This is a genomic window from Pseudomonas sp. RT6P73 (assembly GCF_054897715.1).
In genome coordinates this window covers 762,248-787,066 of sequence record NZ_JBUBUV010000002.1, presented here as the reverse complement: position 1 = coordinate 787,066, position 24,819 = coordinate 762,248, and the positions used below count along the sequence as shown (strand labels likewise).

At 58.4% G+C, this 24,819-nt stretch carries 38 protein-coding genes; 23 read left to right on the top strand and 15 right to left on the bottom strand.

All coding sequences use genetic code 11. The annotated features are described in order from the left end of the window. Positions 1-181: 181 nt before the first annotated feature. The 12 genes from ACYZT6_RS03945 to ACYZT6_RS03890 all read right to left on the bottom strand — a co-directional run bounded on the left by ACYZT6_RS03945 (position 182) and on the right by ACYZT6_RS03890 (position 6,811). A complete protein-coding gene (locus ACYZT6_RS03945; protein WP_462025805.1) occupies positions 182-877 on the bottom strand; it encodes a hypothetical protein in 696 nt (231 codons plus the stop codon). 3 nt (positions 878-880) lie between these two features. Continuing rightward, entirely contained in the window at positions 881-1,195 is a 315-nt protein-coding gene (locus tag ACYZT6_RS03940) for a hypothetical protein (protein WP_462025804.1), read from the bottom strand. Then, positions 1,192-1,422, bottom strand: a complete 231-nt coding sequence (locus ACYZT6_RS03935) for a hypothetical protein (protein ID WP_462025803.1) — start codon at positions 1,420-1,422, stop codon at positions 1,192-1,194. The genes ACYZT6_RS03940 and ACYZT6_RS03935 overlap by 4 nt, the downstream gene beginning before the upstream one ends. A gap of 2 nt (positions 1,423-1,424) precedes the next feature. Beyond that, complete coding sequence (locus ACYZT6_RS03930) at positions 1,425-2,705, bottom strand: tyrosine-type recombinase/integrase (RefSeq protein WP_462025802.1); 1,281 nt, start codon at positions 2,703-2,705, stop codon at positions 1,425-1,427. 167 nt (positions 2,706-2,872) lie between these two features. After that, on the bottom strand, positions 2,873-3,007 hold the full coding sequence (locus ACYZT6_RS03925) for a hypothetical protein (RefSeq protein WP_462025801.1): 135 nt from the start codon (positions 3,005-3,007) through the stop codon (positions 2,873-2,875). Beyond that, positions 3,004-3,435, bottom strand: coding sequence for a VRR-NUC domain-containing protein (locus tag ACYZT6_RS03920; protein ID WP_462025800.1), 432 nt, complete (start codon positions 3,433-3,435; stop codon positions 3,004-3,006). The genes ACYZT6_RS03925 and ACYZT6_RS03920 overlap by 4 nt, the downstream gene beginning before the upstream one ends. A 106-nt stretch (positions 3,436-3,541) precedes the next feature. After that, positions 3,542-3,844, bottom strand: a complete 303-nt coding sequence (locus ACYZT6_RS03915) for a nuclease domain-containing protein (RefSeq protein ID WP_462025799.1) — start codon at positions 3,842-3,844, stop codon at positions 3,542-3,544. Continuing rightward, positions 3,841-4,062, bottom strand: coding sequence for a DUF3310 domain-containing protein (locus tag ACYZT6_RS03910; protein WP_150637337.1), 222 nt, complete (start codon positions 4,060-4,062; stop codon positions 3,841-3,843). Before ACYZT6_RS03910 ends, ACYZT6_RS03915 begins: the two co-directional genes overlap by 4 nt. Beyond that, positions 4,062-5,441 carry a replicative DNA helicase gene (gene dnaB, locus ACYZT6_RS03905; RefSeq protein ID WP_462025798.1) on the bottom strand — a complete coding sequence of 460 codons (1,380 nt, stop codon included), beginning with the start codon at positions 5,439-5,441 and terminating at the stop codon, positions 4,062-4,064. The genes ACYZT6_RS03910 and dnaB overlap by 1 nt, the downstream gene beginning before the upstream one ends. Then, entirely contained in the window at positions 5,434-6,231 is a 798-nt protein-coding gene (locus ACYZT6_RS03900) for a replication protein (protein ID WP_462025797.1), read from the bottom strand. The genes dnaB and ACYZT6_RS03900 overlap by 8 nt, the downstream gene beginning before the upstream one ends. Then, positions 6,228-6,449, bottom strand: coding sequence for a hypothetical protein (locus ACYZT6_RS03895; RefSeq protein WP_462025796.1), 222 nt, complete (start codon positions 6,447-6,449; stop codon positions 6,228-6,230). Before ACYZT6_RS03895 ends, ACYZT6_RS03900 begins: the two co-directional genes overlap by 4 nt. Positions 6,450-6,619: 170 nt before the next feature. After that, positions 6,620-6,811 carry a hypothetical protein gene (locus ACYZT6_RS03890; protein WP_462025795.1) on the bottom strand — a complete coding sequence of 64 codons (192 nt, stop codon included), beginning with the start codon at positions 6,809-6,811 and terminating at the stop codon, positions 6,620-6,622. Positions 6,812-6,910: 99 nt separating this feature from the next. Here ACYZT6_RS03890 and ACYZT6_RS03885 point away from each other — a divergent pair, with 99 nt between their 5' ends. The 4 genes from ACYZT6_RS03885 (at position 6,911) to ACYZT6_RS03870 (ending at position 8,900) form a co-directional block, all read left to right on the top strand. Further along, positions 6,911-7,552 carry a LexA family protein gene (locus ACYZT6_RS03885; protein WP_462025794.1) on the top strand — a complete coding sequence of 214 codons (642 nt, stop codon included), beginning with the start codon at positions 6,911-6,913 and terminating at the stop codon, positions 7,550-7,552. A gap of 390 nt (positions 7,553-7,942) precedes the next feature. Further along, the gene (locus ACYZT6_RS03880) at positions 7,943-8,293 is read left to right on the top strand and encodes a response regulator transcription factor (protein WP_462025793.1); all 351 of its coding nucleotides are present in this window, start codon (positions 7,943-7,945) and stop codon (positions 8,291-8,293) included. A 45-nt stretch (positions 8,294-8,338) separates the two neighbouring features. Continuing rightward, complete coding sequence (locus tag ACYZT6_RS03875; RefSeq protein WP_462025792.1) at positions 8,339-8,722, top strand: response regulator transcription factor; 384 nt, start codon at positions 8,339-8,341, stop codon at positions 8,720-8,722. A gap of 16 nt (positions 8,723-8,738) precedes the next feature. Then, a complete protein-coding gene (locus ACYZT6_RS03870) occupies positions 8,739-8,900 on the top strand; it encodes a hypothetical protein (protein WP_462025791.1) in 162 nt (53 codons plus the stop codon). 3 nt (positions 8,901-8,903) lie between these two features. Here the strand turns inward: ACYZT6_RS03870 and ACYZT6_RS03865 are convergent, their stop codons facing one another. Continuing rightward, entirely contained in the window at positions 8,904-9,176 is a 273-nt protein-coding gene (locus ACYZT6_RS03865; protein WP_462025790.1) for a hypothetical protein, read from the bottom strand. A gap of 554 nt (positions 9,177-9,730) precedes the next feature. Here ACYZT6_RS03865 and ACYZT6_RS03860 point away from each other — a divergent pair. The 19 genes from ACYZT6_RS03860 (at position 9,731) to fdxA (ending at position 22,301) form a co-directional block, all read left to right on the top strand. Next, the gene (locus ACYZT6_RS03860) at positions 9,731-10,021 is read left to right on the top strand and encodes a hypothetical protein (RefSeq protein ID WP_462025789.1); all 291 of its coding nucleotides are present in this window, start codon (positions 9,731-9,733) and stop codon (positions 10,019-10,021) included. Then, positions 10,018-10,332, top strand: coding sequence for a hypothetical protein (locus ACYZT6_RS03855; protein ID WP_462025788.1), 315 nt, complete (start codon positions 10,018-10,020; stop codon positions 10,330-10,332). Before ACYZT6_RS03860 ends, ACYZT6_RS03855 begins: the two co-directional genes overlap by 4 nt. Continuing rightward, positions 10,329-10,661 (top strand): hypothetical protein, encoded by a 333-nt coding sequence (locus tag ACYZT6_RS03850; protein ID WP_462025787.1) that lies wholly within the window; start codon positions 10,329-10,331, stop codon positions 10,659-10,661. Before ACYZT6_RS03855 ends, ACYZT6_RS03850 begins: the two co-directional genes overlap by 4 nt. Positions 10,662-10,695: 34 nt before the next feature. Further along, positions 10,696-11,298, top strand: coding sequence for an Lcl C-terminal domain-containing protein (locus tag ACYZT6_RS03845; RefSeq protein WP_462025786.1), 603 nt, complete (start codon positions 10,696-10,698; stop codon positions 11,296-11,298). Between the two features lie 76 nt (positions 11,299-11,374). After that, on the top strand, positions 11,375-11,995 hold the full coding sequence (locus ACYZT6_RS03840) for a DUF1566 domain-containing protein (RefSeq protein WP_462025785.1): 621 nt from the start codon (positions 11,375-11,377) through the stop codon (positions 11,993-11,995). A gap of 53 nt (positions 11,996-12,048) precedes the next feature. Then, the gene (locus ACYZT6_RS03835) at positions 12,049-12,405 is read left to right on the top strand and encodes a four helix bundle protein (protein WP_462025784.1); all 357 of its coding nucleotides are present in this window, start codon (positions 12,049-12,051) and stop codon (positions 12,403-12,405) included. A gap of 211 nt (positions 12,406-12,616) precedes the next feature. Then, positions 12,617-13,777, top strand: coding sequence for an RNA-directed DNA polymerase (locus ACYZT6_RS03830; protein ID WP_462025783.1), 1,161 nt, complete (start codon positions 12,617-12,619; stop codon positions 13,775-13,777). Positions 13,778-13,784: 7 nt separating this feature from the next. Continuing rightward, positions 13,785-14,708: a DNA cytosine methyltransferase gene (locus ACYZT6_RS03825; RefSeq protein ID WP_462025782.1), complete on the top strand. Its 924-nt coding sequence runs from the start codon at positions 13,785-13,787 to the stop codon at positions 14,706-14,708. Continuing rightward, a complete protein-coding gene (locus ACYZT6_RS03820; protein WP_462025781.1) occupies positions 14,705-15,232 on the top strand; it encodes a hypothetical protein in 528 nt (175 codons plus the stop codon). The genes ACYZT6_RS03825 and ACYZT6_RS03820 overlap by 4 nt, the downstream gene beginning before the upstream one ends. A gap of 13 nt (positions 15,233-15,245) precedes the next feature. Continuing rightward, on the top strand, positions 15,246-15,779 hold the full coding sequence (locus ACYZT6_RS03815) for a hypothetical protein (RefSeq protein ID WP_462025780.1): 534 nt from the start codon (positions 15,246-15,248) through the stop codon (positions 15,777-15,779). Between the two features lie 53 nt (positions 15,780-15,832). Beyond that, positions 15,833-16,264: a hypothetical protein gene (locus ACYZT6_RS03810; RefSeq protein ID WP_462025779.1), complete on the top strand. Its 432-nt coding sequence runs from the start codon at positions 15,833-15,835 to the stop codon at positions 16,262-16,264. A 4-nt stretch (positions 16,265-16,268) separates the two neighbouring features. After that, positions 16,269-16,667, top strand: a complete 399-nt coding sequence (locus ACYZT6_RS03805; RefSeq protein WP_462025778.1) for a hypothetical protein — start codon at positions 16,269-16,271, stop codon at positions 16,665-16,667. A gap of 46 nt (positions 16,668-16,713) precedes the next feature. After that, complete coding sequence (locus ACYZT6_RS03800; RefSeq protein WP_462025777.1) at positions 16,714-17,049, top strand: hypothetical protein; 336 nt, start codon at positions 16,714-16,716, stop codon at positions 17,047-17,049. Beyond that, positions 17,046-17,504 (top strand): hypothetical protein, encoded by a 459-nt coding sequence (locus tag ACYZT6_RS03795; RefSeq protein ID WP_462025776.1) that lies wholly within the window; start codon positions 17,046-17,048, stop codon positions 17,502-17,504. The genes ACYZT6_RS03800 and ACYZT6_RS03795 overlap by 4 nt, the downstream gene beginning before the upstream one ends. 52 nt (positions 17,505-17,556) lie before the next feature. After that, entirely contained in the window at positions 17,557-17,988 is a 432-nt protein-coding gene (locus ACYZT6_RS03790; RefSeq protein ID WP_462025775.1) for a hypothetical protein, read from the top strand. A 44-nt stretch (positions 17,989-18,032) separates the two neighbouring features. After that, entirely contained in the window at positions 18,033-18,227 is a 195-nt protein-coding gene (locus ACYZT6_RS03785) for a DUF4224 domain-containing protein (protein ID WP_314638169.1), read from the top strand. Between the two features lie 12 nt (positions 18,228-18,239). After that, a complete protein-coding gene (locus tag ACYZT6_RS03780) occupies positions 18,240-19,217 on the top strand; it encodes a tyrosine-type recombinase/integrase (protein ID WP_462025774.1) in 978 nt (325 codons plus the stop codon). Between the two features lie 77 nt (positions 19,218-19,294). Further along, a complete protein-coding gene (gene mutS, locus ACYZT6_RS03775; RefSeq protein ID WP_462029905.1) occupies positions 19,295-21,835 on the top strand; it encodes a DNA mismatch repair protein MutS in 2,541 nt (846 codons plus the stop codon). A 142-nt stretch (positions 21,836-21,977) separates the two neighbouring features. Further along, positions 21,978-22,301, top strand: coding sequence for a ferredoxin FdxA (fdxA, locus tag ACYZT6_RS03770; RefSeq protein WP_274073301.1), 324 nt, complete (start codon positions 21,978-21,980; stop codon positions 22,299-22,301). Between the two features lie 472 nt (positions 22,302-22,773). On the opposite strand, the gene rpoS is transcribed toward fdxA, so the two are convergent. Both rpoS and ACYZT6_RS03760 read right to left on the bottom strand, forming a co-directional pair. Then, positions 22,774-23,781 carry an RNA polymerase sigma factor RpoS gene (rpoS, locus tag ACYZT6_RS03765; RefSeq protein WP_403106961.1) on the bottom strand — a complete coding sequence of 336 codons (1,008 nt, stop codon included), beginning with the start codon at positions 23,779-23,781 and terminating at the stop codon, positions 22,774-22,776. 106 nt (positions 23,782-23,887) lie between these two features. Further along, positions 23,888-24,745, bottom strand: a complete 858-nt coding sequence (locus ACYZT6_RS03760; RefSeq protein WP_462025773.1) for a peptidoglycan DD-metalloendopeptidase family protein — start codon at positions 24,743-24,745, stop codon at positions 23,888-23,890. Between the last annotated feature and the right edge of the window lie 74 nt (positions 24,746-24,819).

Genomic DNA, 24,819 nt, shown 5'->3' with positions numbered 1-24,819 from the left:
CGTTGGTCTGTCGGTCCACCATCAAAGCAGATCCCGCTCTCTGCACATCAGCCTGTGCATACACCTGCATAAAGCAAAAAGCCCAGCGGTTAGCTGGGCTTCTTTGTCACTCCTCTACACGCGCAGGAATGACAGGATGGGATAAATACTGATGGAACGATGGATCAGTGTCAATAGGCCTTCACGCTGCCTCTTCAGAAATAATCAAACCCTCAAAGTCGAAGATTTCCCCAGCAACACACAGAGCCTCATTCACCAAGCTGTCGAGGGTCATGTAAATGTTGCGGCGCCATTCTCGGCGTGTCGACTCGGGCCGGCCTTCGGGGTCCCAGGTGTTCATGTCATAGAAGCTCTTCGGCAAGACGATCATTGCTGCTGCCCGCGACTCAACACGTTTCTTAGCTGAGCGCTCGGCGGCCACGGCGGACGCTATCAACGACTCGCGGCGCCAATCAGGAGCATCGATAGGGATCGTCACCGTCACTGTCTGAGGAGCTTTCGGGTCTGCTCCTTTGAGTTTGGGAACCGCCCAAGCAGTAACGGCCTTAAAAACGAACAGCTGTGGCGCCGGCGAGCTAATGAGAAGTCTGATATCGGCGATTGCCTGGACCTTCTTCGCCTTGTCGGTGCTGAACTTCGCGGTCAAAGCGCTCATATTCTTCTTTTCAAGGCCGTGATGCAGTCGGGCAGCCACCCAGCAATCAGCCTGGGCGCGATCGATGGTTTCACCTGGTGCGCAGCTGAACAGCGAGCGCAGGTCGCGCTGCTCCTCTTCGTGCGGACTATAAAGCTTCTGCCAGGCCTGCTTGCTGGTGTTATCGATCGCTTCAGCTGCAAGAGCCGATACGACGCCGCCAAGTACGCTTTGATAGATCATCGCTCAATCCCCTGTGAAGTTCGATCCGCCGGCACCGCGGCGGTTGTTCTGTTCGTATTGTTCGTGGGCGCCGCCCTGCCCCTGCTTTGCCCTGACCAACTCGGCGGTAATGTTGCGCAGCTTCAAACTGAGCTGCTGCACCAGGTCGGGCAGCGGTATCGCCTCTCCAGTGGTCGCGCAGACCCAGCCCGAAGCGTTGCACTGGACGCAATCCAGCTGATGGAACACTCCGCTGATGACCGTGGCGCCGCGGCAGATCCCGCACACCATGAGTGGCTTCGCTTCGCGACGGAATGCTGGTCCGTGCGACTTCTTCATGCGGCACCTACAAGCCAGTCGGCGGCGGCATCGAGACTGAACGGAACCTGATTGCTGTCGATATCGAAGCTGTGCCCACCGAGCATGACGACGTGCAAGCGGCGGAATTCGTCGAAATGAAGCATGCAGACCATGAACACTTTGGACCGGTCGAAAGCTGGCTTTTCAACCCTGTTCAAGGCGGTCGCCATGGAGAGGGCGAAGGCGCTGTGCTCTGAAATGTGCATTTTTAAACCTCGCCTATGGTTGATTCTTGAAGGGCCTCGCAGGCCATGTGTTCCGTGGCTTCCGGGGCATTACCGGAATCTCCTAATCTATTGCCGGTCAATCCGTGAATCAGGTCAAAACCACGCTGGTCTAAATGCGCATGCCACTTCTCCAGGGCATCGCGCTTGCGACTCATCACGTCTGACTGGACGTACACCTTCACGTTGTGGCCCATGGAATGGTTGATCAGCAGCTCACTGATCAGATAGTCAATGCCGATGTCCGCCCAGCCGGTACGCGCCACCTTGCGCAGGTCGTGACTGGTCCACTCTCCCTTGCCCAAGCGTGTGAACACGGCGCTGGCTTGGCCTTCGCTCAGCGGCTTTCCGTTGCGTGCCGGGAACATGTACTGACCGTCATATCCATTGGCGTACTGCCACTCGCGGTACCGGATCAGGATCGCGCACAGTTGCTCGGTCAGCGGCAGGTGATGCTCGACACCGGTCTTGGTGTGATCGCCGGGGATGAACCACTCACGCTCGGCCAAGCTGATGTGCGGCCATTGGGTCAACCGGCTTTCACCGATGCGCGTCCCGTGGCAGAGCATCAACAGGGCCAGCATCGCGTCACGCGGCGTGGTGCCGAAGACCTCGGCCAACTGCTCCAGCAACTCAGGCAGTTGCACGCCGCGCAGCCTGGACGGCTTGATTCCGACCTTGGCCTTGGAGAAGTCGCTGAACTTGATACCCGCCATGGGGTTGGACGAGATCAGGCCCAGCTTGAACGCCTGACGGAAGGCCAGGGCCAGCAACTGGAACACCAGGCGCACGTAGTCGATGGACAGCGCCTCCTGCAATGGCCACATCAACTGGCTGTCGAGGGCGGCCTTGTCGACGGCGGTCAGCGGCAGATCGCCAAGGCGCTGGATCAGGTGGCACTTGATCGCCGAGGCGCCGGTCTTCTTGCGCTTGCTCGACAGGTTGCGGTCACGGGCCATTCGTTCGGCGTACCAGGTCAACAACTCGCCGACGGTCGCCCACTTCGACAGGCTGGAGCCCTCGCCCGCTTCAAGACGCAGACGGATCGCTGGGAGCGCGGCCACCACCTGCTTGGTGTTCAGGTCCGGGTATTGGCCGATCAAGTTCCAAGCGCCTTTACCCACCAGATACCAGGAAGCCCGGGCGCGATCCCTGTTGAAGCGCAGGTACAGGCCGCGGTTGTCGGTATCGCGCAGATCGCGGATTGTGCCAGCAGCCTGGCGCTTGATCTCGGCGTCGGACATCTTCACGGCGGCGCTGCTCATGCAACCACCTCACGCGACTTCTGATTCTCAGGGGTGAAGTCACCACGGAGCGGGCGCAAGTGCTGCGGAGATACGCCTGCCAGACTGCTGATGATCTTTCCACCCACTGTATTCCGAGCGAGGTCTTCGCCGGCGACAATCCAAAGCCCGTCTGCGCCCGCGTCGAACTAGCCATCTTCCCAGAACAACGAACCGAACGGCGGGATGTACGCCACCAATTCGACCGATCGCCCGATGTTCTCGGTGACGGAAAATGCTCCGATGATCAGCGCCGGATCACCCTGGTTCAGTTGCGTGCTCATACGGCCACCACTGTTGGTGCCATGCGCAGGTAGGCGCGGATCTGCTCCATCGCATCGAAGTGACCACGGCACACCACTGCCAAATACCCCTGGTCGTTCAGCTTGCGAATCCACTTGTGCTGACTGTCCGAGATGGGGGCGGCATTGGGCGGTGTCGCCTTGAACTCGATGTACAGGCCGAAGTACCCACCGCGGGCCATGGTCAGCACCAGGTCGGGAACACCGGCGGCTACACCTTGGCCCTTCAAGTCGGCCGCTACTTTCTTCAGCCGGTGCCCACCGTTCGGGACGTGATAGATCAGGTCAGCCACATCAGGCATACGGATTCGCAGCTCGGTGATGAGTGCGGCCTGCTCCAGCCCTTCGCGGTCCACACGCTTAGCGCGAACCGGCTTCGGCTTAAACAATTTCATTGAGGCAGCCTTCATCGGCGGTCACCCCGCGCACGGCGCTGCCGGCGATCAATCAGACCGCACGCTTCGCGGAGCACCCAACAGGCGAGGATCATCAATACGAGCAAGGTTTTTGGGTCGATCATGCTGCCCCCTTCACGGTCAGTATTCCGGCCCGGATCAGGGCCTCGTGTGTTTCGGCGATGGCGCGCGGCATGTCCTGCCAATCGATGTCACCGACGGCGCGCCCATCGATGACGTCATGGCAAGCACTGCACGCGTAAACGGCGACAGTGTCGAAGCCCTTCATGCCCATGCCCTTCTGGCCACATGGAAGGTGAGCGAGCACGGTGGTGGCTGGGTCGAAGTTGCAAACGCCGGACTTGCGGACGGTGCAGTCCTGGCCGTTGGCGGAGGCGCGAAGCTTCTTCGAGGTCACTTTCATTCCGGATCCCTCGCTTTCTGCTCGAGCTCGATCAACAACTCGAGGAAGTGCTTGGCTTTCTCCAGATCGGCGAGCCCGCCCTTGTCACGCCACCGCGTCACATACTTGATGACGCTGCCCTCCGCGAAAGGGATGCCATTCGCGTGGATGTATTCGATCGGCTGGATCTTTAGCGACTTGTAATGCCCGCCCGACACCTGTTTTTCGAGAGCGCTCATCAGAACTTTTCCTTATTGGCGTAGCGGCGAGACAATGGGGTGAGCTTTTCCGAGTGCTCGACAGGCACTGGCGCCCACCCGGCGGCAAGATTTTCAAAACGGTTGTGCTGGCCAAGGAAGGCAGCGCGAACCGTGCCGGTCTCAACGTCTCGACCTTTACCTATGATGATTTCGGCAATGCCTTTGGACTCGCTGTTCTCGTTGTAGACCTCGTCGCGGTACACGAAAAGAATCACGTCAGCGTCTTGCTCGATGGCACCTGACTCCCGAAGGTCTGAGGGGACCGGCCGCTTGTTGGGGCGTTCCTCGCACTTGCGCGAGAGCTGACTGAGCAGCACAACAGGGACGCCGAGCTCCTTCGCCAGCAGCTTGCAGCCTCGACTGATGCTGCTCACTTCCTCCGTGCGATTTCCGCCATCACCTTCAACCAATTGGAGGTAGTCGATCATCAGCAGATCGAGGCCGTAGCGCATCTTGTGGCGGCGAGCCAGTGAGCGAATCCGGCCGATAGTCGAGCCAGCGCGATCGGCGATGTACAGCGGCGCGCTGCGCAGAAGACCGGCCGCCGCCGCAAGTTCAGTGCCGTGGCTCTGACAAGCCGTGCCGTTCTTCACCAGATTGAGAGGTATGCGACCCTCGGAAGCGACTGCACGGTCGAGCAATTGGCCCTTGTTCATCTCCAAGCTGATGACGAGTGCAGATTTGGACTGCCGCACAGCGGCGTGCACTGCAAAGCCCATGGCTAGCGTGGTTTTGCCCATGGCTGGGCGCCCGGCAACGATGTACAGATGGTCGGGCTGCAGGCCGCCGAGCCTATCGTCGAGATCTTTTAAACCAGTGGAAAGACCGATAAGGGTTTCGCCGCGGGCATGGCGATCGTGCCGGTCCTGCCAAACTTCCAATTGATCCAGAAGAACGTCGCCGACCTTGACGATATCGTCATCACCGGCCCCGCAATCAATCGCCATCGCTGCAGCCTGGATCGCGGCGATTTTTGTTTGTGTGTCCTGGGTTCCTTGGGATATCTCCATCGCCTGACTGCCGAGTTCGTACAGAGCACGGTCGATGGCTCGTTCGCGGACGATCGCGGCGTAGGTGCCAGCACTGGCAACGCTAGGTGTGTTTTTAACAATTTCAGCGCAATAGGCGAAAGCTGGCGAACCGTCACCCAGGCTGCCGACGTAGTTGCCGACCGTTAGGAAATCAATCGACTGCCCAGCCGCCCGAACCGCCATGATGCCGCGGTAAACCTCGGCATTCTCGGGAAAATAAAACGCCTCTGGAGAAAGGTCTTCAGAAAGGGTGTCGATCAGATCAGGGCGCTGCATCATGGCGCCGAGAAGACCGTGCTCTGCCTCGATGTTGAAGGGATCACGCATTGTAATTGCCCTCCACAACCTTGACGAAGTTGCGAGGAGCGATCAGCCAGTCGAAGGTGGCGCGGAAAGGCTTGGTGTTGAACCGACCTTCAACCTTGCCCATCAGAAAATCGGACGACTTTACGGTTTCGAAAAACTCACGCCAGAACGCCAGGTCACGATGGGCATCATGCTCGCGCCACCGGCTTTGCAGATGCTGAATCCGAGTTTTGTTGATCAGGGCTACGCCTGGGAGTTCGTTCAGGATTTCGTGGTACAGGTCGACAATGGCCCGATGAGGGCAAGCATCCTGTTTCGTCCTGGACACTTTGGCCGGCATCTCTTCCGGTTGGCGCTTGGCGTCGACGACTACCTCGTCAGAGGTAGTATTTGTATTTGTGTCTTTATTGTGTGGTGGAAACGCCACAAAGGACGTGGTAGAAACGCCACACTGTGGCTCTTTCTTGGTGGTGGTTTTCCGGTTGTTTTTGGCGTCTATCCGCCACGCATTCACCGGTGAAATTCCGATAGGAGCCTTGCTCCCACCATCACGATAAATCACACGTTGACGCAGCAGCTCACCAATGATGCGCGAAACGTCCTCCCGGTGGATGCTGGCCATCTCGGCAATGTAGGAAGCCGCTATGCGAGCGCTGGCGACGTTGTAGCCTGCGGTCTGGCGATGGATAGCCAGGGCGACACGAAGCTCTCTCCCTGACAGGTCAGCGCGGATCAGCGCGCCATAAAGATCGTTGTCCATCCGGGTAAAGCCCCCCGGGTTACTTGCGTGAAGTTGAATGACGTTGCTCATGCTGAAGCCTGCTGTACCGGTGCAAGAGACGCCTTCAAGTGATCGAGACACTCACGGCGACACTGGGATTTCGACTGTCGGGAGTACTGGCTGCGAACCAGTAATGCGGCATTCATCGCGGCGGATTGGTGGTCGATACGAAGTCGCGACACGTTTTGCGATTGACTTAAAAGTGTCGCGATATGGCGGGTATTGCCGGGGGTGATCTGGTTGTGCATAATCGGCTCCACATGTTGTTGCTGTTAAAGAAGCCGGTCTAGCCACCGGCTTTTTTTCGTCTGCGCTTTTTGTACTGTATGGATCACCAGCTAAAGCAATTCACTTTCGGTTTACTTGGTCAACGTTGATAATTGGCCCATCATCAGCGGATGAACGGCTGGGAAACGAATTACGCGACAGCGCGTCTGGCTTTCAAAACCCTTTTATGAAGGGCCACGATGGCCTTGCCGACCTCGTAACGGGCACTCCCGCCTTTCGTGATTCTGAAAATGGTCGGCTGGGTCGTCTCGCACTGTTCGGCGATTCGAGCCTGGCTCCAGCCGTGCTGCGCCAACTCGGCCAGCATTTCTGTAATGGTCATAAGGGCCTACCAATGCGATTTGTAATATCTGCGATAATACGCAACCGAATTACAACAGGCAATACACTTCGACCTCCTTTAATACGCCGGGTCGAACAAATGACGATCGCAGTGCGGCTGCGCACAAAAATGTTGGAAAAGGATCTATCGGAAAATGAGCTGGGGCGCCGCTCGGGTGTACCTCAACCAACGATTCATCGAATTTTGAACGGTGATAGCAGTACGCCAAGAAAGGCCACACTCGAAAAGCTCGCCCGCTCGCTTAGCGTCACACCCGAATGGTTGCTGTTTGGTCCTGCCCACGGGAATGTGCTATCTGTTGCGCAACCCTACAAGGAAGCCAAGGAGTATCCTTTGATTAGCTGGGTCGCTGCTGGTGTTTGGACGGAGTCTTGCGATAACGGACAGCCGTATGAAAGGATCGCATCTGACGTAAATGCTGGGCCGAATGGCTATTGGCTTGAGGTCCAGGGTGATTCCATGACCCCCGTACAGGGGAATGGTTTTACGCCAGGTATGCGAGTGTTGATCAAGCCCGAAGGGTTCGATCTGGTCAGTGGTAAGTTCTACATTGCAAGGCTTCGGACCGACGGCGAGAAGACCCTGAAGCAATACGTACGTGATGCAGGAGTCGAGTACTTGAAGCCGCTGAACCCGGATTATCAAATGCTCGTGATGGACGACTCGGTAGAAATCATTGGCCGCGTGGTCGATGTGAAGTACCCGAACTCCTTCCTCTAGCGGCTAAGCAACACCCTTCATTTCGAAGCTCCAACTCGAAATCCCCGCCGACAAGCGGGGATTTTTTTCACCTATGCAAAAAGTTATTCGCTTTCGCATTAAAAACTGTTGACCGTTTTAATTCACAAACGTATTGTTTGTCCATCGCCGGATAACAACCGGCCAGATGGAAGGCAGCGATGAACCGGCCTCAACGGTTCAGAGGGTTGGCAACTGACCCGGGTGCGCAGCGTAAAGCACCGAAAGCAGTTATCCGGCGGACTGAGTCGCGGCCGGAGCAACAACTTGATAGAGCCCGTACCGCGCCAGTAGCGCCGAAGGGACAAGGACATTTTCACTGATGCACCTGGTTGGCCGGGTGCATTGGGAAAGTAACCGGGAGTCACGACGATGGAAGAAACAATCATCAGCGGCGATTGGCAAGGATATCTGGGGCGAGGTCTAGCGCCGCGGGAGATTCAGTTCCTCCTTCTGGTTGCCCAAGGGCTTACAGCAAAAGAAATTGCAAAGGACTTCGGGGTTGCCCCGAGCAGCGTTGCCAAAAGACTTTCCAGTGTGATGTTTAAGCTCGGCGTGCACAGGCAATCAGCAATGGTCGCAGAAGCAATGAAGCGACAGATCATTTGTCCGGCCTGTGTCGCCATCGCCGCCGTAATAGCCATTCAAGCAATGATCGACGATCAGTCCTTTCGACCTAATCGAAGAGTGACCGACCGGCGAATCCAACACCTCAGCCCATGAGGTCTGGCGACAGGCAGATTGGGATAACGACCGGGAGTCAAGACGATGGAAACAACAATCATCAACGGCGCATGGAAGGGTCATCTCGGTCGCGGACTTGCACCGCGAGAGCTTGAGTACCTGCTGTCGGCTGCCCAAGGCATGACTGCAAAGGAGATTGCCAGGGCGTTTGGCATTGCGCCTGGCACCGTCGTGAAGCGCCTGTCGAACGCCATGTTCAAGCTAGGCGTAAGTCGCCAGACGGCAATGATTGCTGAGGCTATGCGCCGGCAAATCATCTCACCCGCTTGCTTCATTCTCGCAGCACTGATCGCCATGCACTCGATGTTCGACGGCGAAGCAATGCGTAGAGATCGGCGCGTACCTGAGCGGCGAATAGCTCAGGTGCGAATGGTTAAGCGAGCCGAAGCATATTACCAAACAGCGTGATCAACCGGAGAAAGCCATGAGCCACGAAGCAGCAACAGCCTTGCTGGAATCCAGCGCCACCAACTACGAACGAAACGCCGTCATCCAGGAGAAGGAAGGACGGTACGAAGATGCGGCCCATAGCCGGACCAACGCCGCCGAATACCGGAAAGCGATCGAAGCTCTCGAAGTTGAATAAGCATCACTGCTGCACCTTGGCGACAGGGTGCAGCGGGATGACAACCAAGAGGAAACAGATATGCCAGCTCCAAAGCGCCCAACTGCTGCACAACTGCAAAAACAGGTGGACAACTGGAACGCAAAACACCCAGTCGGGACCATGGTCAGCTTCGAAAATATCGTCGGCCGCGGTGAAACACATCGCGGAGCGACACGAGATGAGGCTTCGGTCGCTGGCGGGCACAGCGCCGTGATCTTTCTGGAAGGCAAAAGTGGCTTTGTTGATCTGGGCCACTGCACGGTCGTGGCTTGACTCATCACTTCTGCCCATTCGCTGAGTGGGCAGCGGGATGGCGAAAGCCTACGGAAATGGGCGAACTACACGTATGAACCCCATATAAAAGTAATGGTGACGTGGATGTCCGGTGCAAGCCCGGGCCCGAGCACCTGGTACTCCCCAGCACCAGGCCGCATCGGAGTGTGATCTGTGACGAAGCATCTAAGCGCGGTGACGTGGTTGCGAATCAGCAGGTCGCCCTTGTTGAGGATGAGACGGACCCGCCAGATCACACCCCGATGCGGACGAAACCCCGGCTTATACCGGCCACCTGCATGCAACAAACCAGAGAACGGCGAGCGCCCACCAAGATGCCAACGGCGCGCATTGGAGGATGACCATCATGAAATAGACCAGAGCCCAACGATTACTGCATCTGTGAAAGGCCCGAACGTCCACGGGCCTTTCTTTTGCCTGCCTTTATCCGTCAGCACTCTCCCTGCGCCCAACGGCAAAAAGCAGACCGGCCGAGTGCTGACGAATACACGCAACCCCACACCGAGGGATCAGCCATGCAAATGCATCCATCCATGCAAGCGCGAGTCGAAGGCAACATTGCCCTGTACATCCGCGCTACGGCGGCCACCGCCGAGTTCTACTCAATGATTGGCAAGGAGGCACCAGTGAATGCCGTTCGCTTCCAGGTCGTCACCAAAGGCGATAACGCCTATCACGTCATCGAGCGGGCCACCGGCAAAGTGAAGGGGTTCCGCTTCAGCTGGAAGGCGGCGATCAACCTGGCGCAGGTGCTGGAAGCGCGGGCCGACGGCGCGAAGGTGAACATCGATGGGTGGGGCAAATGATCGGCGTGCCAATGCCCAACCCGCGAGACTCGATCATCGCCGAACTGAATCAGAAGATGGATCACTTCTTCGGCGCCGGTAAGACGATCGAGGAAATCCCGCCCGGTATCAGTGCGGATGTGCCGATGTTCGGTGCCACACCGCACAGCCTGAAACTGCGTGCAGCCCGTGACAAGGACGCGCCGAGGCTTCAGGAGCTGGCAGCTGCGGGAAAGACCGTAGTCGAAGCGGCCAAGGAAATGAGCATGCTTGCCAAGCGAGCCCGACTTATCGCCCGGGAAAACAACATCAAGTTCGCCGAGCCATCGTGAAGCGGATCAGCAACCTGGTGCGCCAGCGCAGACGACAGACATGGCTGGATCTACCGGCCACGGAATTGAAGAGGCAGGCCATGGCCATGACCGCGCTGGAGCGCAAACAGGAAGAACGGAAGCGAAACAAAATGACCGAGGAACAGCGGCTCGAAAGACTGCTGTCCCGGCGCATCACGACTGATCTGTTTCACAACACCGACCTTGCTTTGAAGCGATCGATGCAGCGGTCCGGCATTGAGGAAGAGCAAGACCTGCTCACTCGATTGATCCACGCCGCAGACCGTATGACCGACCAACAACTTGAAGAACATATTCGCATCTCGTGACAAGTAAGCGTGACAACAACCCCCGAGGATTCCCATGAAAGCCAAAACGATTTCAATCGTGATCGACGACATCAAGATCAAAGGTCCTTCTGAGCGAATGGCTCAGTTGTTGATTGCTGGTCTGATAACTCAAGCGCTGCCGCCAGCGGCGAACGTTCAACCGGTCACAGTCCATTCAGTGCCCGCGCTGGGTGCTGAGTGGCCAGGCCAAGGCGGCTTCAACGGCGGGCTGGTAGCGGCTCGCGGCGACGTCCCGGCGCACTACCTGATCATCGCAAAGGAAGACATCGGCGCCCACGAGTGGGGCGGTCGTGGCAAGGAGTCTGGCGGTACCAGCAAGGCCGATGGATTGGCCAACAGTGAGACGCTCCAATCTGAAGGCGGTCATCCGGCTATTGAGGCAGTAGCTGCCTACACCACTGAAGGCCACACAGACTTCTATCTGCCAGCCTGCGCCGAACTGTACCACTGCTGGGTCAACGTGCCGGAACTGTTCGCCAAAGACACCTGGTACTGGTCGAGTTCGCAGCGCTCCGCCAACTACGCGTTCGACATGCACTTCGCTGGTGGCAGTCAGACCAGCTTCGGCAAGGGCCTCGAGCTCCGCGTCCGCCCCGTCCGCAGATTCTTTATTTAATCCTTCAATCATTCGTTCTTGATCGGCACCGGGCGCAGCAGCGCCTTTTTTGTTGCCTTCGAAAAGAGGAAAGACCATGTCCGCAGCAGCTCAAGCAGCACCAGCAGTGACCGTCCCTGAAATTGGCCAGCCCTTTGGTGGCGGCTTCTTCTCCGGCATCACCCGCGACCCGGACACCGGCAAGCGCTACCTGAACATCACCGCCGGTGCCGAGCATGAGCTGGAAGGTGAGTGGGGCAAATACGGCGAGAAGATCGAAGGCGCCGACAGCTTCACCAACAGCCGCGCCAACACTGAGGCGATGGCAGCCGCCGGCAGCAAACTGGCGCAGCAGGTGCTGGCTCTGGATATCAGCGGCTTCACCGACTGGGCGATCCCGGCGCGTGACGTGCAGGAGCTGCAGTATCGCCACTTCAAGCCGACCACCGAAGCTAACTGGGAGTACAGCCGCAGCGGTGACAACCCGAACAGCGAGCCTGTCGGTCTGCTGCATACCGAAGAATCACCCGCTCAGACCACGCTGGCCGCCTTCCAAGCTGGTGGCGCTGAAGCCTTCAAGGACACCTGGTACTGGTCGAGTTCGCAGCGCTCCGCCGACACCGCATTCACCATGGACTTCGGTGTTGGCTTTCAGACCAGCTTCGGCAAGGACGACGAGCTCCGCGTCCGCCCCGTCCGCAGTCAATTGATTGATTAATTTGCTTATTTAACCCGGCCGCTTGCGGCCGGTTGCTCTTGGAGAGCGCGCCCATGGCGATGCATACGGACTTGCAGATCTACAAGGTTTCCCTTGGCCTGCTTCAGATGGCCACAAACCTTACCCGCAACATTCCCCGAGACTTGAAGCAGTCGCTCGGGAAGCGCGTCATCGATGAGTGCATCGACGTGCTGATGTTGATTGCCCGGGCCAACTCGACTCGGGACAAGCATCCACACCTGACTTTGCTGGTCGAGAAGGTTCAGGTGATCGAGTTCCTGATGCGGCTCTTCAAAGAGAGTCGGTTCATCAGCGTCCCGCAGCATGCCAATGCGATAGAGGTCACCACCTCGATTGGCAAACAGGCCAACGCCTGGAAACGTTCCACCCCAACCGCGCCCGCCACCTGAGAGCCACGGCTTTCAGGTCTGTGCGAATTGAATCTGGTCGTGCCGCTGACCTCTGGGTCACCGCCATGCGCATCAGAGATACCGACGGTCTAAAGCGTCCGTGCAGGTCTCGCGCAGTTTCCTCGCTGATCGGCTCTGCCTTCGGCTTGGCGACGTAGATAGCACGATAGGTCGCAGCGCTCCGCCAACAACGCATTCAACATGAACTTCGATGATGGCAATCAGAACAACAACGACAAGAACAACGAGCTCCGCGTCCGCCCCGTCCGCAGATTCGAATGTTGGTCCCTTCCCGTTCAGCGAGCTTGTCCAGGCTTACTACGACTGCCGTCGCTCCAAGCGCAACAGCGCCAGCGCGCTGGCTTTCGAGATGGATCTGGAGTGCAACCTGATGGAGCTGCACGACGACCTGCTCGCCGGCACCTACCGGCCAGGCCGTTCGATATGCTTCGTGGTCACCCGGCCGAAAGCCCGCGAGGTATGGGCTGCCGCCTTCCGGGACCGCGTCGTCCACCACCTGCTTTACAACCGTGTGGCACCGCGCTTCTACGCCAGCTTCATAGCGGACAGTTGTGCATGCATTCCCGGGCGCGGCACCCTGTACGCCGCCACCCGGCTTGAGGCAAAGATCCGCAGCGCCAGCCAGAATTGGTCGAAGCCCTGCTTCTATCTCAAGCTGGACCTGGCCAACTTCTTCGTCGCGATCGACAAAGAGGTCCTGCGCCGGCAGCTGGCCGCCAAGATCACCGAACCCTGGTGGCTGGCACTCGCTGAACAGATACTGATGCACGACCCTCGCGAAGACTACGAGGTGCGCAGCCCGGCTCATCTGTTCAACCGGGTTCCGCAGCACAAGCGGCTCACCGCGCAACCTGCTCGCCTCGGCCTGCCAATCGGCAACCTGTCGTCGCAGTTCTTCGCCAACATCTACCTCGACGCCTTGGACCAGTTCGCCAAGCACAAGCTCGGCGCCAAGCATTACGTCCGCTACGTCGATGACTTTGTGTTCCTGCATGAGTCCCCGCAACAGCTCAACGCCTGGCTGGCACAGGTCGAAGCGTTTCTGCCAAGCCTTGGCGCCAAGCTGAACCCCACGAAAACCATTCTCCAACCGGTAGATCGCGGCGTCGACTTCGTTGGCCACGTCATCAAGCCGTGGCGGCGATCAACGCGAAAGCGATCGGTGGCTCAGGCCCTGAAGCGAACAGCCGCTGCCCCCGCCGAGGATCTTCGTGAAACCGCAAACAGCTACTTCGGCCTGCTCAGTCAGGCCAGTCACAGCGAGAAAGACCGGGCCGCACTGGCTCGCATCGTCCTGAAGCGCGGAAACGCAGTCAACGGCGCACTGACCAAAACCTACTCGAGACGGTAAACACACCATGACAACAGCTATCGATTTGTTCGCCGGTCTTGGCGGATGGTCTACCGGCGCCCGAAACGCTGGCATCGAAGTTATCTGGGCCGCGAATCACTGGCCGGTTGCGGTTGAGTGGCACAGCGCCAACCACCCGGACGCGATTCACATCTGCCAAGACTTGCACCAGGCGGATTGGTCGAAGGTTCCTGCGCACGACATCATGCTGGCCTCGCCCTGCTGCCAAGGACATTCGAAAGCCCGAGGCAAGCAGTCCGGCAATGCGCAGCACGATGCATCTCGGTCGACAGCCTGGGCAGTTGTTTCGGCCGCCGAATTCCACCGGCCAGAAGTGGTGCTGGTCGAGAATGTCGAAGAGTTCACGGCATGGGCTTTGTACCCTGCATGGTCCCAGGCAATGGCGGCGCTCGGCTACATGATCGCGCCCCACGTCGTTGATTGCGCCGATCTCGGTGTGCCTCAGCACCGAGTGCGGCTGTTCCTGATCTGCACGCGAAGCAAGGCACCGCTCAACCTGCAGCTGCACCAGCGCAAGCATGTTCCAGCCTCATCCTTCATCGACTTCGACGCCGGCAACTGGAGCAAGGTCGTAAAGCCTGGGCGAGCAGAGTCGACGCTGCTCCGCGTGAAGAATGGTCGAGCCCGCTTCGGCGACCGATTCATCATGCCCTATTACGGATCCGGTTCAGGCCTGACCGGCCGAAGCTTGGAGCGCCCGATCGGGACCATCACCACGCTTGACCGGTGGGCTCTGGTGCGCGGCGATGAGATGCGGATGCTGTCAGCGAATGAAGCCCTGGCCGCCATGTCGTTCCCGGCCGACACGAAGCGTCCTGACAATCATCGGCAAACCATGCACATGGCCGGCAACGCGGTACCGCCGCTGGCTGGACAACGAATTATCGAAGCTATGCTGGAGGCCGCATGATCAATCTCTTCTGGCGCTTGGTCGCCAAGCTGCTTGCCCGCCCGGCCATTGCCGCCTGGCTCATCGCCCGCGCCAAGCGCACGCCTTACCTGCACATCATGTCCGCCGACGGCGCCGAGATGTACATGGGCCGCTGGTGGCTGTTCAACCCCTACTCCCGCACCACGCATAAGCCGGCGCTCTGGTGGTGCCCGTGGTCATTCCGCATCCACCACATCATGCGGCCAGACGAAGACCGGGATCTGCATGACCACCCGTGGAACGCCAGTACGATCATCCTGCGCGGCTTCTACAAAGAGCAGCGTCGTCATTTCTGGACAGTCGGCGGACACACTGACCTCGACTACTGGCGCGAACCCGGCGACACCGCCCGCCTGATGCACGGCGAGTACCACCGCATCGACGAGGTATCGCCCGGCGGCGTAATCACCCTGTTCATCACCAGCAAGTGGCGTGGTGACTGGGGCTTTCTGGTCAACGGCGTCAAGGTCCCTTGGCGCACCTACACCGGCACTGACAATTGAAGGGAGATGGATGATGAGCGCAATAAAGCGTTACGGGCATCACTGCCTACTGGTCGAAGGCACCCCGGAGATAATGAAGCTTTTCCCGCAGATGTTTGTTTACGTTCTGGCCGCAGACTGCGACCGGGTCACCGCTGAGAGTGACGCCCTGCAGCTGCGCCTGAACGCAGCGGATCAGCGCATTGATGAAGCAGAGGACCTAGTCCGAAGGTCCATTGCAGCCCTTGAAGGAGAAGGCTGGAAGCAACTCGAAGCGGATCTTCATCGCTTTGTTCAGCCCTCCACCAAGGATGCCGCCAAAGCCGATGGCCCCCTCACTGATGAGGGAGCCCTGCCCGCCACCCAGCGCACGGATGAGGTTCAGTTCAAGGGCATGATCGAGACAGGGTGTGGCAACTTCGCTGTAATGATTGACAAGGCGAACGCCCACTACGGCTGGACCTTCAAAAGACATCCCGATGGCATGTGGGTATCCGGTCGCGTTGCAACTCCAGCCGAGATGCAAGCCGCGATTGCGCACGCACGATTCACAACCCTGCAGCTGTAACTCCCTCCCCCTTCAAAGTCAGCCGCTATAGCGGCAAAGGACAGGTATAGCCCATGGAAAACGCAAAGGCCGGCCCTGACCACTACCGCTACATCGATTCGATAGGGCCAGACGGCCTGACCGTAACGATGCAGACCTGGGTGGCATACGCCGAAACCCCAATGTGCTGGTATCTGCTTAGTGAGCAAGACCATGACCGCTTAACGCGTGGCTGGCTGAGTGCAACAGGTGCCAAAAAGGCGCGGAAGCGCGTACTCAAGCATCAGTATTTCTCATCAAGGTGCTTCGCCTACCCAGACAAAGAGCGAGCGGTGAATTCGTACAAGTGCCGAAAAGAGTGGCAGATACGGCATGCCACGCTCTCGCTGGAGCGTGCCAAGGCCGCCATCGGTTACTTCGGTGACTCGACTGTGACAGTGACGGATCCGCCCAGCTCCGCCGTTATTCCGAGCGAATACATCCAAAACTCATTTGCGTGGGAATGACGCCATGACCGACTACACCGAACTGAAACGGCTGGCCGAGGCTGCCAAGAACGATTGCGGCGACTACGTGGCGCTGAATGATTACGGGATGGCGGTACCACCTGCAGCGGTGCTTGAGCTGATCGCCGAGCTTGAGCGCAACCAACGCATGCTTCTTGCGGCTTGCATGGACCTGGGCGCGATTGGCAGTGCCCTGAACGCCGACATGAATAGCGACGGTGAAGAGCTGTTGTCGATGGTCGTGGACTTGAAGGATGACCTGGATAAAGAGAAAGCCCTCTCCAAGGGTTGGTACGAAAACTGGAAGGGCACGATTGTAGAGCGCGACCTACTTAAAGCTGAGCGAGACAACCTGCGCGAAGATCGTGACGGCCTCCTTGAAGCGGGGGCACACCTTCTATGATCGCCCTCGCCTACATGGCCTGGCTCATCTACTCGGGGCCACGGTGATGACCGAACAAAAAACCAGAGAATTTTACTCTGCCGAGCAAGCTTCTCAGCATGCCGTCGACTGGTGCAGGCGCCATCCCGCGTGGCGCCGTATCTGTGATATTCCGGATCACTCCGTGTTCATAAAAGCCTATGACGAAATTCCGAAACGCGAACGCGCCTACTGGGACGAGAACGGCGGCGAGGAATGCTGGCGAGAATTCGGGATCGCGGGAAGCAAGGTGCCTACGGGGTTCATCTCTGGAAAGGGCGAGTTTTTCGACAACGTTCTCAAAGTGCCTCTCCATCACAACATGATGATGGTGTTTCGCGTGGGCAGGAGCTGGAGGCCATGAGTGACGCACCGATCGAACCGCAGGAATATTTATACGGCGTGAAGGTCGTGCAGATCGAGGACATCCGCGTAGCTCGCGGCATGACCCGGCGCCCTGCTTCCTCCTGCCGGCACAAGCAACTCGTCTATGACGAAAAAGAGCGGCGAGTCTGGTGCAGTGATTGCGAGGCGAAGGTCGAGCCATTCGACGCGTTCACCAGCCTGGTTGAGAAGTTTAGCGCCGCGGCATCCCGTATTAATCGCCGCTCGGCGGAGCTGGCTGAGGCTGAGAAGTTCCAGATCCGAAGCCGCGCCGCCAAGGTGATGGACGAAGCCTGGCGCAGCACGAAGATGGCGCCGCTCTGCCCTCACTGCAATACCGCGATTCTCCCCGAAGACGTCGCCGGCGGCGTGGCCAGCACATCGAAAGCTTTGGTTACCGCCGCACGTAAACGCCAGCAGATAACCAAGTCCTAACCCCTTTTCCACCCTACCAGTCTGCCGGTGAACGGCGGGCGAGGAATTCTGCATGTCTGAGAAAACTGTTAAATCCATCATGGAACAAGCCCAAGTGTTCGCCAGCAGCTGGTCAATGGTTGGCGGCCCCTTCGCTGCCGACGACCAGCTTGAGCGGGCCGAAGATGAAAAATTAGAGCTCCGGAAAATGGTCATCGGCGCACTCGAAGGTTCGGTCGGCGCTCCGCAGGATGTGGGCGAGATGATCGAATCACTGCTTGCCTGGCACAAACGCCAGGCCGACCAGTTGCAGATGGTCATCGACAACTCCAAAGAAGGCACGACTCTTCAGCTTGGGACCGATGACCCGGTCGAGTTTGTGCTCTCGAAAGATATGGCCAAGGGGTTGCGCATAGGCCTCGTTCTCGCGCTGGAGCGCCTTGGAAAGCTGCCTATCAGCGTCAGCCATGACGGTGAAGACGACCCCGATTTCGACGACGAATAATCCCTCCCTACCTTCTGCCGCCACGCGCGGCATGGAGCATCATCATGTTTCTGACCGCTGAAGAAGTGGCCGATCTCACCGGCTACACGAAGCCTGGTGCCCAGATCAAATGGCTACAGGCTGAAAAATACGGGTTCGCCGTGGATGGCTATGGCAAACCCAAGGTGCTGCGCCAGGTTGTCATCGGGCGGCTCGGTGGTATTCAATCGAAGAAAGGCCCGGAACTCCGGCTCGCATAAGGAAAGCAGAGAATGCGCCCTCGCAAGAAAGACCGGCACCTGCCGGCGTGCATGTACCAGAAGCACGGGGCTTACTACCTGGTGCGCAAAGGAAAGTGGCAGCGCCTGGGCACGGACTTCCAGGACTCACTGGTCGCCTATGCCAAGGCAATCGACAAAGGCAATCAGGGCGGCATGGGCAAGCTGATTGATGATGCCCTTGCCTACATGGCACCGAAGCTTTCCGCCAATACCGTCAAACAATATGAGGCCGCGGCGGTCCGCCTGAAGGAAGCTTTCGCCGACTTCGAGCCGCGCGAGGTGCTGCCCCGCCACGTGGCCGCGCTTAAAATGCACATGGCCAGCACGCCGAACATGTCGAACCGGGTGATTTCTTTTCTGAGGATGGTTTTCGTGTACGCGCTGGAGAGTCAGCTGGTGGACTCAAACCCCTGCACAGGGATTCGGCGGCACGCGGAAAAGCGGCGCGATCGTTATGTAAACGATGCTGAATTCGCAAGGATCTGTGAGAAGGCGAGCCCGAACATGCGGGTCATCTATGAGATGTGCTATCTGACCGGTCAACGGATCAGCGACGTGCTGTCCATCCGCCTTTCAGATATCAGTGAGGAAGGTATTGCATTCAAGCAGCAAAAGACTGGTGCCCGGCTCATCGTGCGGATGAGTCCGGATCTGGAAGCCTTGGTCGCTCGGATCAAATCGCTGCCCCGGACGATCCGTGGGCTGACATTGTTCTGCTCGCCGCGCGGCGGGAAGCCAGTTCATTACAGCTCAGTGAAAGACGCCTTCAAGCTGAGCTGTCAGAAGGCTGGTGTTGTCGGCGCAACGCTGCACGACCTCAGAGCGAAGTCGCTGACCGACACCGACAAGCAGGGCAACAATGCCCAGAAGCTTGGCGGCCACACTGACGCGAAGATGACGGCACGCTACCTGCGCCTGCGAGAAACGGACATCGCCGAGCCGCCTACAATGCCGAAAAAATCCCTGTAGTATTAGACAATTGCCCCGTGTCAAATAGACAGACTGAGCCAAAGCCTTTGAATATCGACGTTTCCAGCCACACCCCAATGATGCAGCAATACTGGCGCCTGAAGAACCAGCACCCCGACCAGCTGATGTTCTACCGCATGGGCGACTTCTACGAGATCTTCTATGAAGACGCGAAGAAGGCCGCCAAGTTGCTGGACATCACCCTGACCGCCCGTGGGCAGTCAGCCGGTCAGGCGATTCCGATGTGTGGGATTCCTTACCACGCCGCCGAAGGTTACCTGGCGAAACTGGTCAAGCTCGGCGAGTCGGTGGTGATTTGTGAGCAGGTCGGCGATCCGGCGACCAGTAAAGGGCCGGTGGATCGTCAGGTGGTGCGGATCATCACGCCCGGTACGGTCAGCGATGAAGCGCTGCTGGATGAGCGTCGGGATAACCTGATCGCGGCGGTACTGGGCGACGAGCGTCTGTTCGGCCTGGCCGTGCTGGACATCACCAGTGGCAACTTCACCGTGCTGGAAATCAAAGGCTGGGAAAACCTGCTGGCGGAACTGGAGCGGGTCAATCCGGTGGAGCTGATGATCCCGGATGACTGGCCGAAGGACCTGCCGGCGGAAAAACGTCGTGGGGTTCGTCGCCGTGCGCCGTGGGATTTCGAGCGCGACTCGGCGCTGAAAAGTCTTTGTCAGCAGTTTTCCACCCAGGACCTGAAGGGTTTTGGCTGCGAAAACCTGACCCTGGCCATCGGCGCCGCCGGTTGCCTGCTCAGTTACGCCAAGGAAACCCAGCGCACCGCCCTGCCGCACTTGCGCAGCCTGCGTCATGAACGCCTGGACGACACCGTGGTGCTGGACGGCGCGAGCCGTCGCAACCTGGAACTGGACACCAACCTGGCGGGCGGGCGCGACAACACGCTGCAATCGGTGGTCGATCGTTGCCAGACGGCCATGGGCAGCCGTCTGCTGACGCGTTGGCTGAACCGTCCGCTGCGCGATCTCACCGTGTTGCTGGCGCGCCAGACCTCGATCACCTGTCTGCTTGACGGTTACCGTTTCGAAAAACTGCAACCGCAGCTCAAGGAAATCGGTGACATCGAGCGGATTCTGGCGCGGATCGGCCTGCGTAATGCCCGCCCTCGTGACCTGGCTCGCCTGCGCGATGCGCTCGGCGCACTGCCTGAGCTGCAAGTGGCAATGACTGAGCTGGAAGCGCCGCACATCATTCAACTGGCGAAGACCACCAGCACTTACCCGGAACTCGCGGCACTGCTGGAAAAAGCCATCATCGACAACCCGCCGGCGGTGATCCGTGACGGCGGCGTGTTGAAGACCGGTTACGACAGCGAACTCGACGACCTGCAATCGCTCAGCGAAAACGCCGGGCAATTCCTGATCGATCTGGAAGCACGCGAAAAGGCTCGTACCGGTCTGTCGCACTTGAAGGTCGGTTACAACCGCATTCACGGCTACTTCATCGAGTTACCGAGCAAGCAGGCCGAGTCGGCGCCGGCCGACTACATCCGCCGCCAGACGCTCAAAGGTGCCGAGCGCTTCATCACGCCGGAACTGAAAGCGTTCGAGGACAAGGCGCTGTCGGCCAAAAGCCGTGCCCTGGCCCGCGAGAAGATGCTTTACGAAGCGCTGCTCGAAGACCTGATCGCCCAGTTGCCGCCATTGCAAGACACCGCCGCCGCCCTGGCCGAACTGGACGTGCTGAGCAACCTTGCCGAGCGCGCCCTGAACCTCGACCTGAACTGCCCGCGCTTCGTCGACGAGCCGTGCATGCGCATCACCCAGGGTCGTCACCCGGTGGTCGAGCAAGTGCTGACCACGCCGTTCGTGGCCAACGACCTGAGCCTTGACGACAATACGCGCATGCTGGTGATCACCGGTCCGAACATGGGCGGTAAATCCACTTACATGCGTCAGACCGCGTTGATCGTGCTGCTGGCGCACATTGGCAGTTTCGTGCCGGCGGCCAGTTGCGAATTGTCGCTGGTGGACCGCATCTTCACCCGGATCGGCTCCAGCGATGACCTGGCGGGCGGACGATCGACCTTCATGGTCGAAATGAGCGAAACCGCGAACATTCTGCACAACGCCACCGAACGCAGCCTGGTGCTGATGGATGAAGTCGGGCGCGGCACCAGCACCTTCGACGGCCTGTCCCTGGCCTGGGCCGCCGCCGAACGCCTGGCCCATCTGCGGGCGTATACACTGTTCGCCACCCACTACTTCGAGCTGACGGTGCTTCCGGAGGCGCAACCGCTGGTGGCCAACGTTCATCTCAATGCCACCGAGCACAATGAGCGCATCGTGTTCCTGCACCACGTGCTGCCCGGGCCTGCCAGCCAGAGCTACGGCCTGGCGGTTGCGCAACTGGCCGGTGTGCCGAGCGAAGTGATCGTGCGTGCTCGCGAGCACTTGGGTCGACTGGAAGCCACCGCTCTTCCGCATGAAGTTCCGAAGCCAAGCAAAGGCAAACCGGCCGCGCCGCAGCAGAGCGATATGTTTGCCAGCCTGCCGCATCCAGTGCTGGATGAACTGACCAAACTGGATCTGGACGACATGACACCGCGTCGCGCGCTAGAAATGCTCTATACACTAAAGACACGGATCTAACGCACTTGCCTGCAAGCTGTTAGAATCTCGCGCGGTTTGGGATGCTGCTGGCTAATAGCCTGGCCTGCAGACTATCGCTCCCAAACCTGGCGACCCCAACGTGAAGGGGCTCCGCTGCCGCCGCCTGAGGAGAAAATTAGAAATGACCTTCGTCGTCACCGACAACTGCATCAAGTGCAAGTACACCGACTGCGTAGAAGTCTGTCCGGTGGACTGCTTTTACGAAGGCCCGAACTTCCTGGTGATTCACCCGGATGAGTGCATCGACTGCGCACTGTGCGAACCAGAATGCCCTGCCGTGGCCATCTTCTCTGAAGATGAAGTACCTGCCGGCATGGAAAACTTCATTCAGCTGAACGTTGAGTTGGCCGAAATCTGGCCAAACATCACTGAGCGCAAAGATCCATTGCCCGATTCCGCTGAATGGGATGGCAAGCCAGGCAAGATCGAACACCTCGAACGCTGATTACCCCCGCGTTCTGGAAAAGGCCCCTCGCGGGCCTTTTTGCTTTTCTGCAGGCGAAAAAAGGGGCGGTTTGACCCGCCCACATTTTTTCCCTATTCCCTGTGTTCCTTTTCATCGTCCTGATGAATCGCTTCCTGCGATGTCCCTTCCCCTCATCCTTGAAGGGCGTGTCTGTCCGTCGACACAGTTCAGATACTAGAGAATTCCCCACCAACAGCAATCGGCCAAAATCAGCAAAACTCTTTGTCATACACTTTTAATATTCAATAATAATCATATAAATCAACTAGATAGCCATACGAGCGCAGGAAGATGGATGACTGCCACCCTGTAAAAATAACGAACACTTACGAAAGAGTAAGCCAAGACTTACAGCGCAAGACTACAAACCTGAGTCGCATGCTCCCTTTCTCCCAGGCATAAAAAAACCCCGAACCAGTCGGGGATTTTTTATGCCACTCAAGCTTGTCGCTTACTGAAACAGCGACTCGCTCGACAGGCCGTTCTTCTCGAGAATCTCCCGAAGACGTTTCAGGCCTTCTACCTGAATCTGTCTGACCCGTTCCCGGGTCAGGCCAATTTCCAGGCCCACATCTTCAAGCGTGCTGCTCTCGTGACCGCGCAAGCCGAAGCGGCGCACCACCACCTCGCGTTGCTTGTCGGTCAGCTCCGAAAGCCATTGATCGATGCTCTGGGACAGGTCGTCGTCCTGCAACAGTTCACATGGATCGGTTGGGCGGTCATCCGTGAGGGTGTCCAGCAGGGTTTTATCCGAATCCGGACCCAGCGAGACGTCGACCGAAGAAACCCGCTCGTTCAAGCCGAGCATGCGCTTGACCTCCGCCACTGGTTTTTCCAGCAGGTTGGCAATTTCTTCAGGCGAGGGTTCGTGATCGAGTTTTTGAGTCAGCTCCCGTGCAGCCCGCAGGTACACGTTAAGCTCTTTGACCACATGGATCGGCAACCGGATGGTCCGGGTCTGATTCATGATTGCGCGCTCGATGGTCTGACGAATCCACCAGGTCGCGTAGGTCGAAAAGCGGAAGCCGCGTTCAGGGTCGAATTTCTCCACCGCCCGGATCAGTCCGAGGTTGCCCTCTTCGATCAGGTCCAGCAGCGACAGCCCACGATTGACGTAACGTCGGGCGATTTTCACCACCAGCCGCAGGTTGCTTTCAATCATGCGCTTGCGCCCAGCCGGATCACCACTTTGCGACAAGCGCGCAAAATGAACTTCTTCTTCCGGGGAGAGCAATGGGGAAAAACCGATTTCATTGAGGTACAACTGCGTGGCATCGAGTGCCCGCGTGTAATCGATGTACTTGTGTTGCTTTAACGAAGCGGAGTGTTTGGATTTGGCACGAACGGAAGGTGGAGCAGCCCCTTCATCATTCGACATCGAATCCGTATCGATGCCGGTCTCCATAAGGAGAACCTCATCGTCGATGTCAAACTCCGGCACTTCTTTACTGAGAGCCATTGTTATAGTCCTTTGGTGAGTTCGACCCCAAGCTCAAGCGGCGCCTTTATCCTTGGCAACGCTGGAGCCTGTCCCCTCTACGTGACGGAACAGGCTGGCTAACAAATCAACGACGTGGCAGGAATTGCAGCGGATCTACAGGTTTACCTTGTCGGCGAATCTCAAAATGCAGTTTCACCCGGTCTGTACCCGTTGACCCCATTTCGGCAATTGTCTGTCCGACCTTGACCTGCTGCCCCTCCCGAACCAACAGCCTGCGGTTATGTCCGTAGGCACTGACGTAGGTATCGCTGTGTTTGATGATGACTAATTCGCCGTAGCCCCTTAAGCCACTCCCGGCGTATACCACCGTCCCATCAGACGCAGCTAAAACAGGCTGTCCCAAATCCCCGGCGATATCAATTCCTTTATTCAAACTACCGTTTGAGGAGAACTTTCCAATCAGAATGCCATTAGATGGCCATCCCCAGCCGGTCGGGGCCGGGCCGGCTGGCGGCATCGGAACGGGGGTCGGCTTGTTGGCGACGGACGGTGCAACCACCGTTGTGCTCGTAGTTGCGCCATTCGGCTGGCGCCGAATTACCGTGGTTTTCAGCGTCGACGAAGGTGTTGAATCGGTAGCGCTGGCGATCGGCGCCGGGGTTGAACCGGTGCGACCATCGAAGCGAATTGTCTGACCCGGATGAATCGTGTACGGCGTAGGAATATTGTTCCGTGCGGCGAGGGCTTTGTAGTCCCAGCCGTAGCGAAAAGCGATCGAGAACAACGTATCTTTTGGTCGAACGACGTACTGACCCGTGGTCACCGCCGGACGCTGGGCGACTGCCTTGTTGCGGTCGACGACACGCACATCGCTCGTTTTGGAACTGGAGCAACCGGCCAGCAAGGTGCTCAAAACGAGGCCAGTCACCAGGCGCTGAAAGCTCTTTGTACCCATACGCTGCGCAATGACTGTGAGACTCACCCGCCGCTCCCTTTGTGGTGGCTGAAATTGTGGATTGCCGTGTTTCGGCACGAAAAGTCGCAAGTATAACGGGC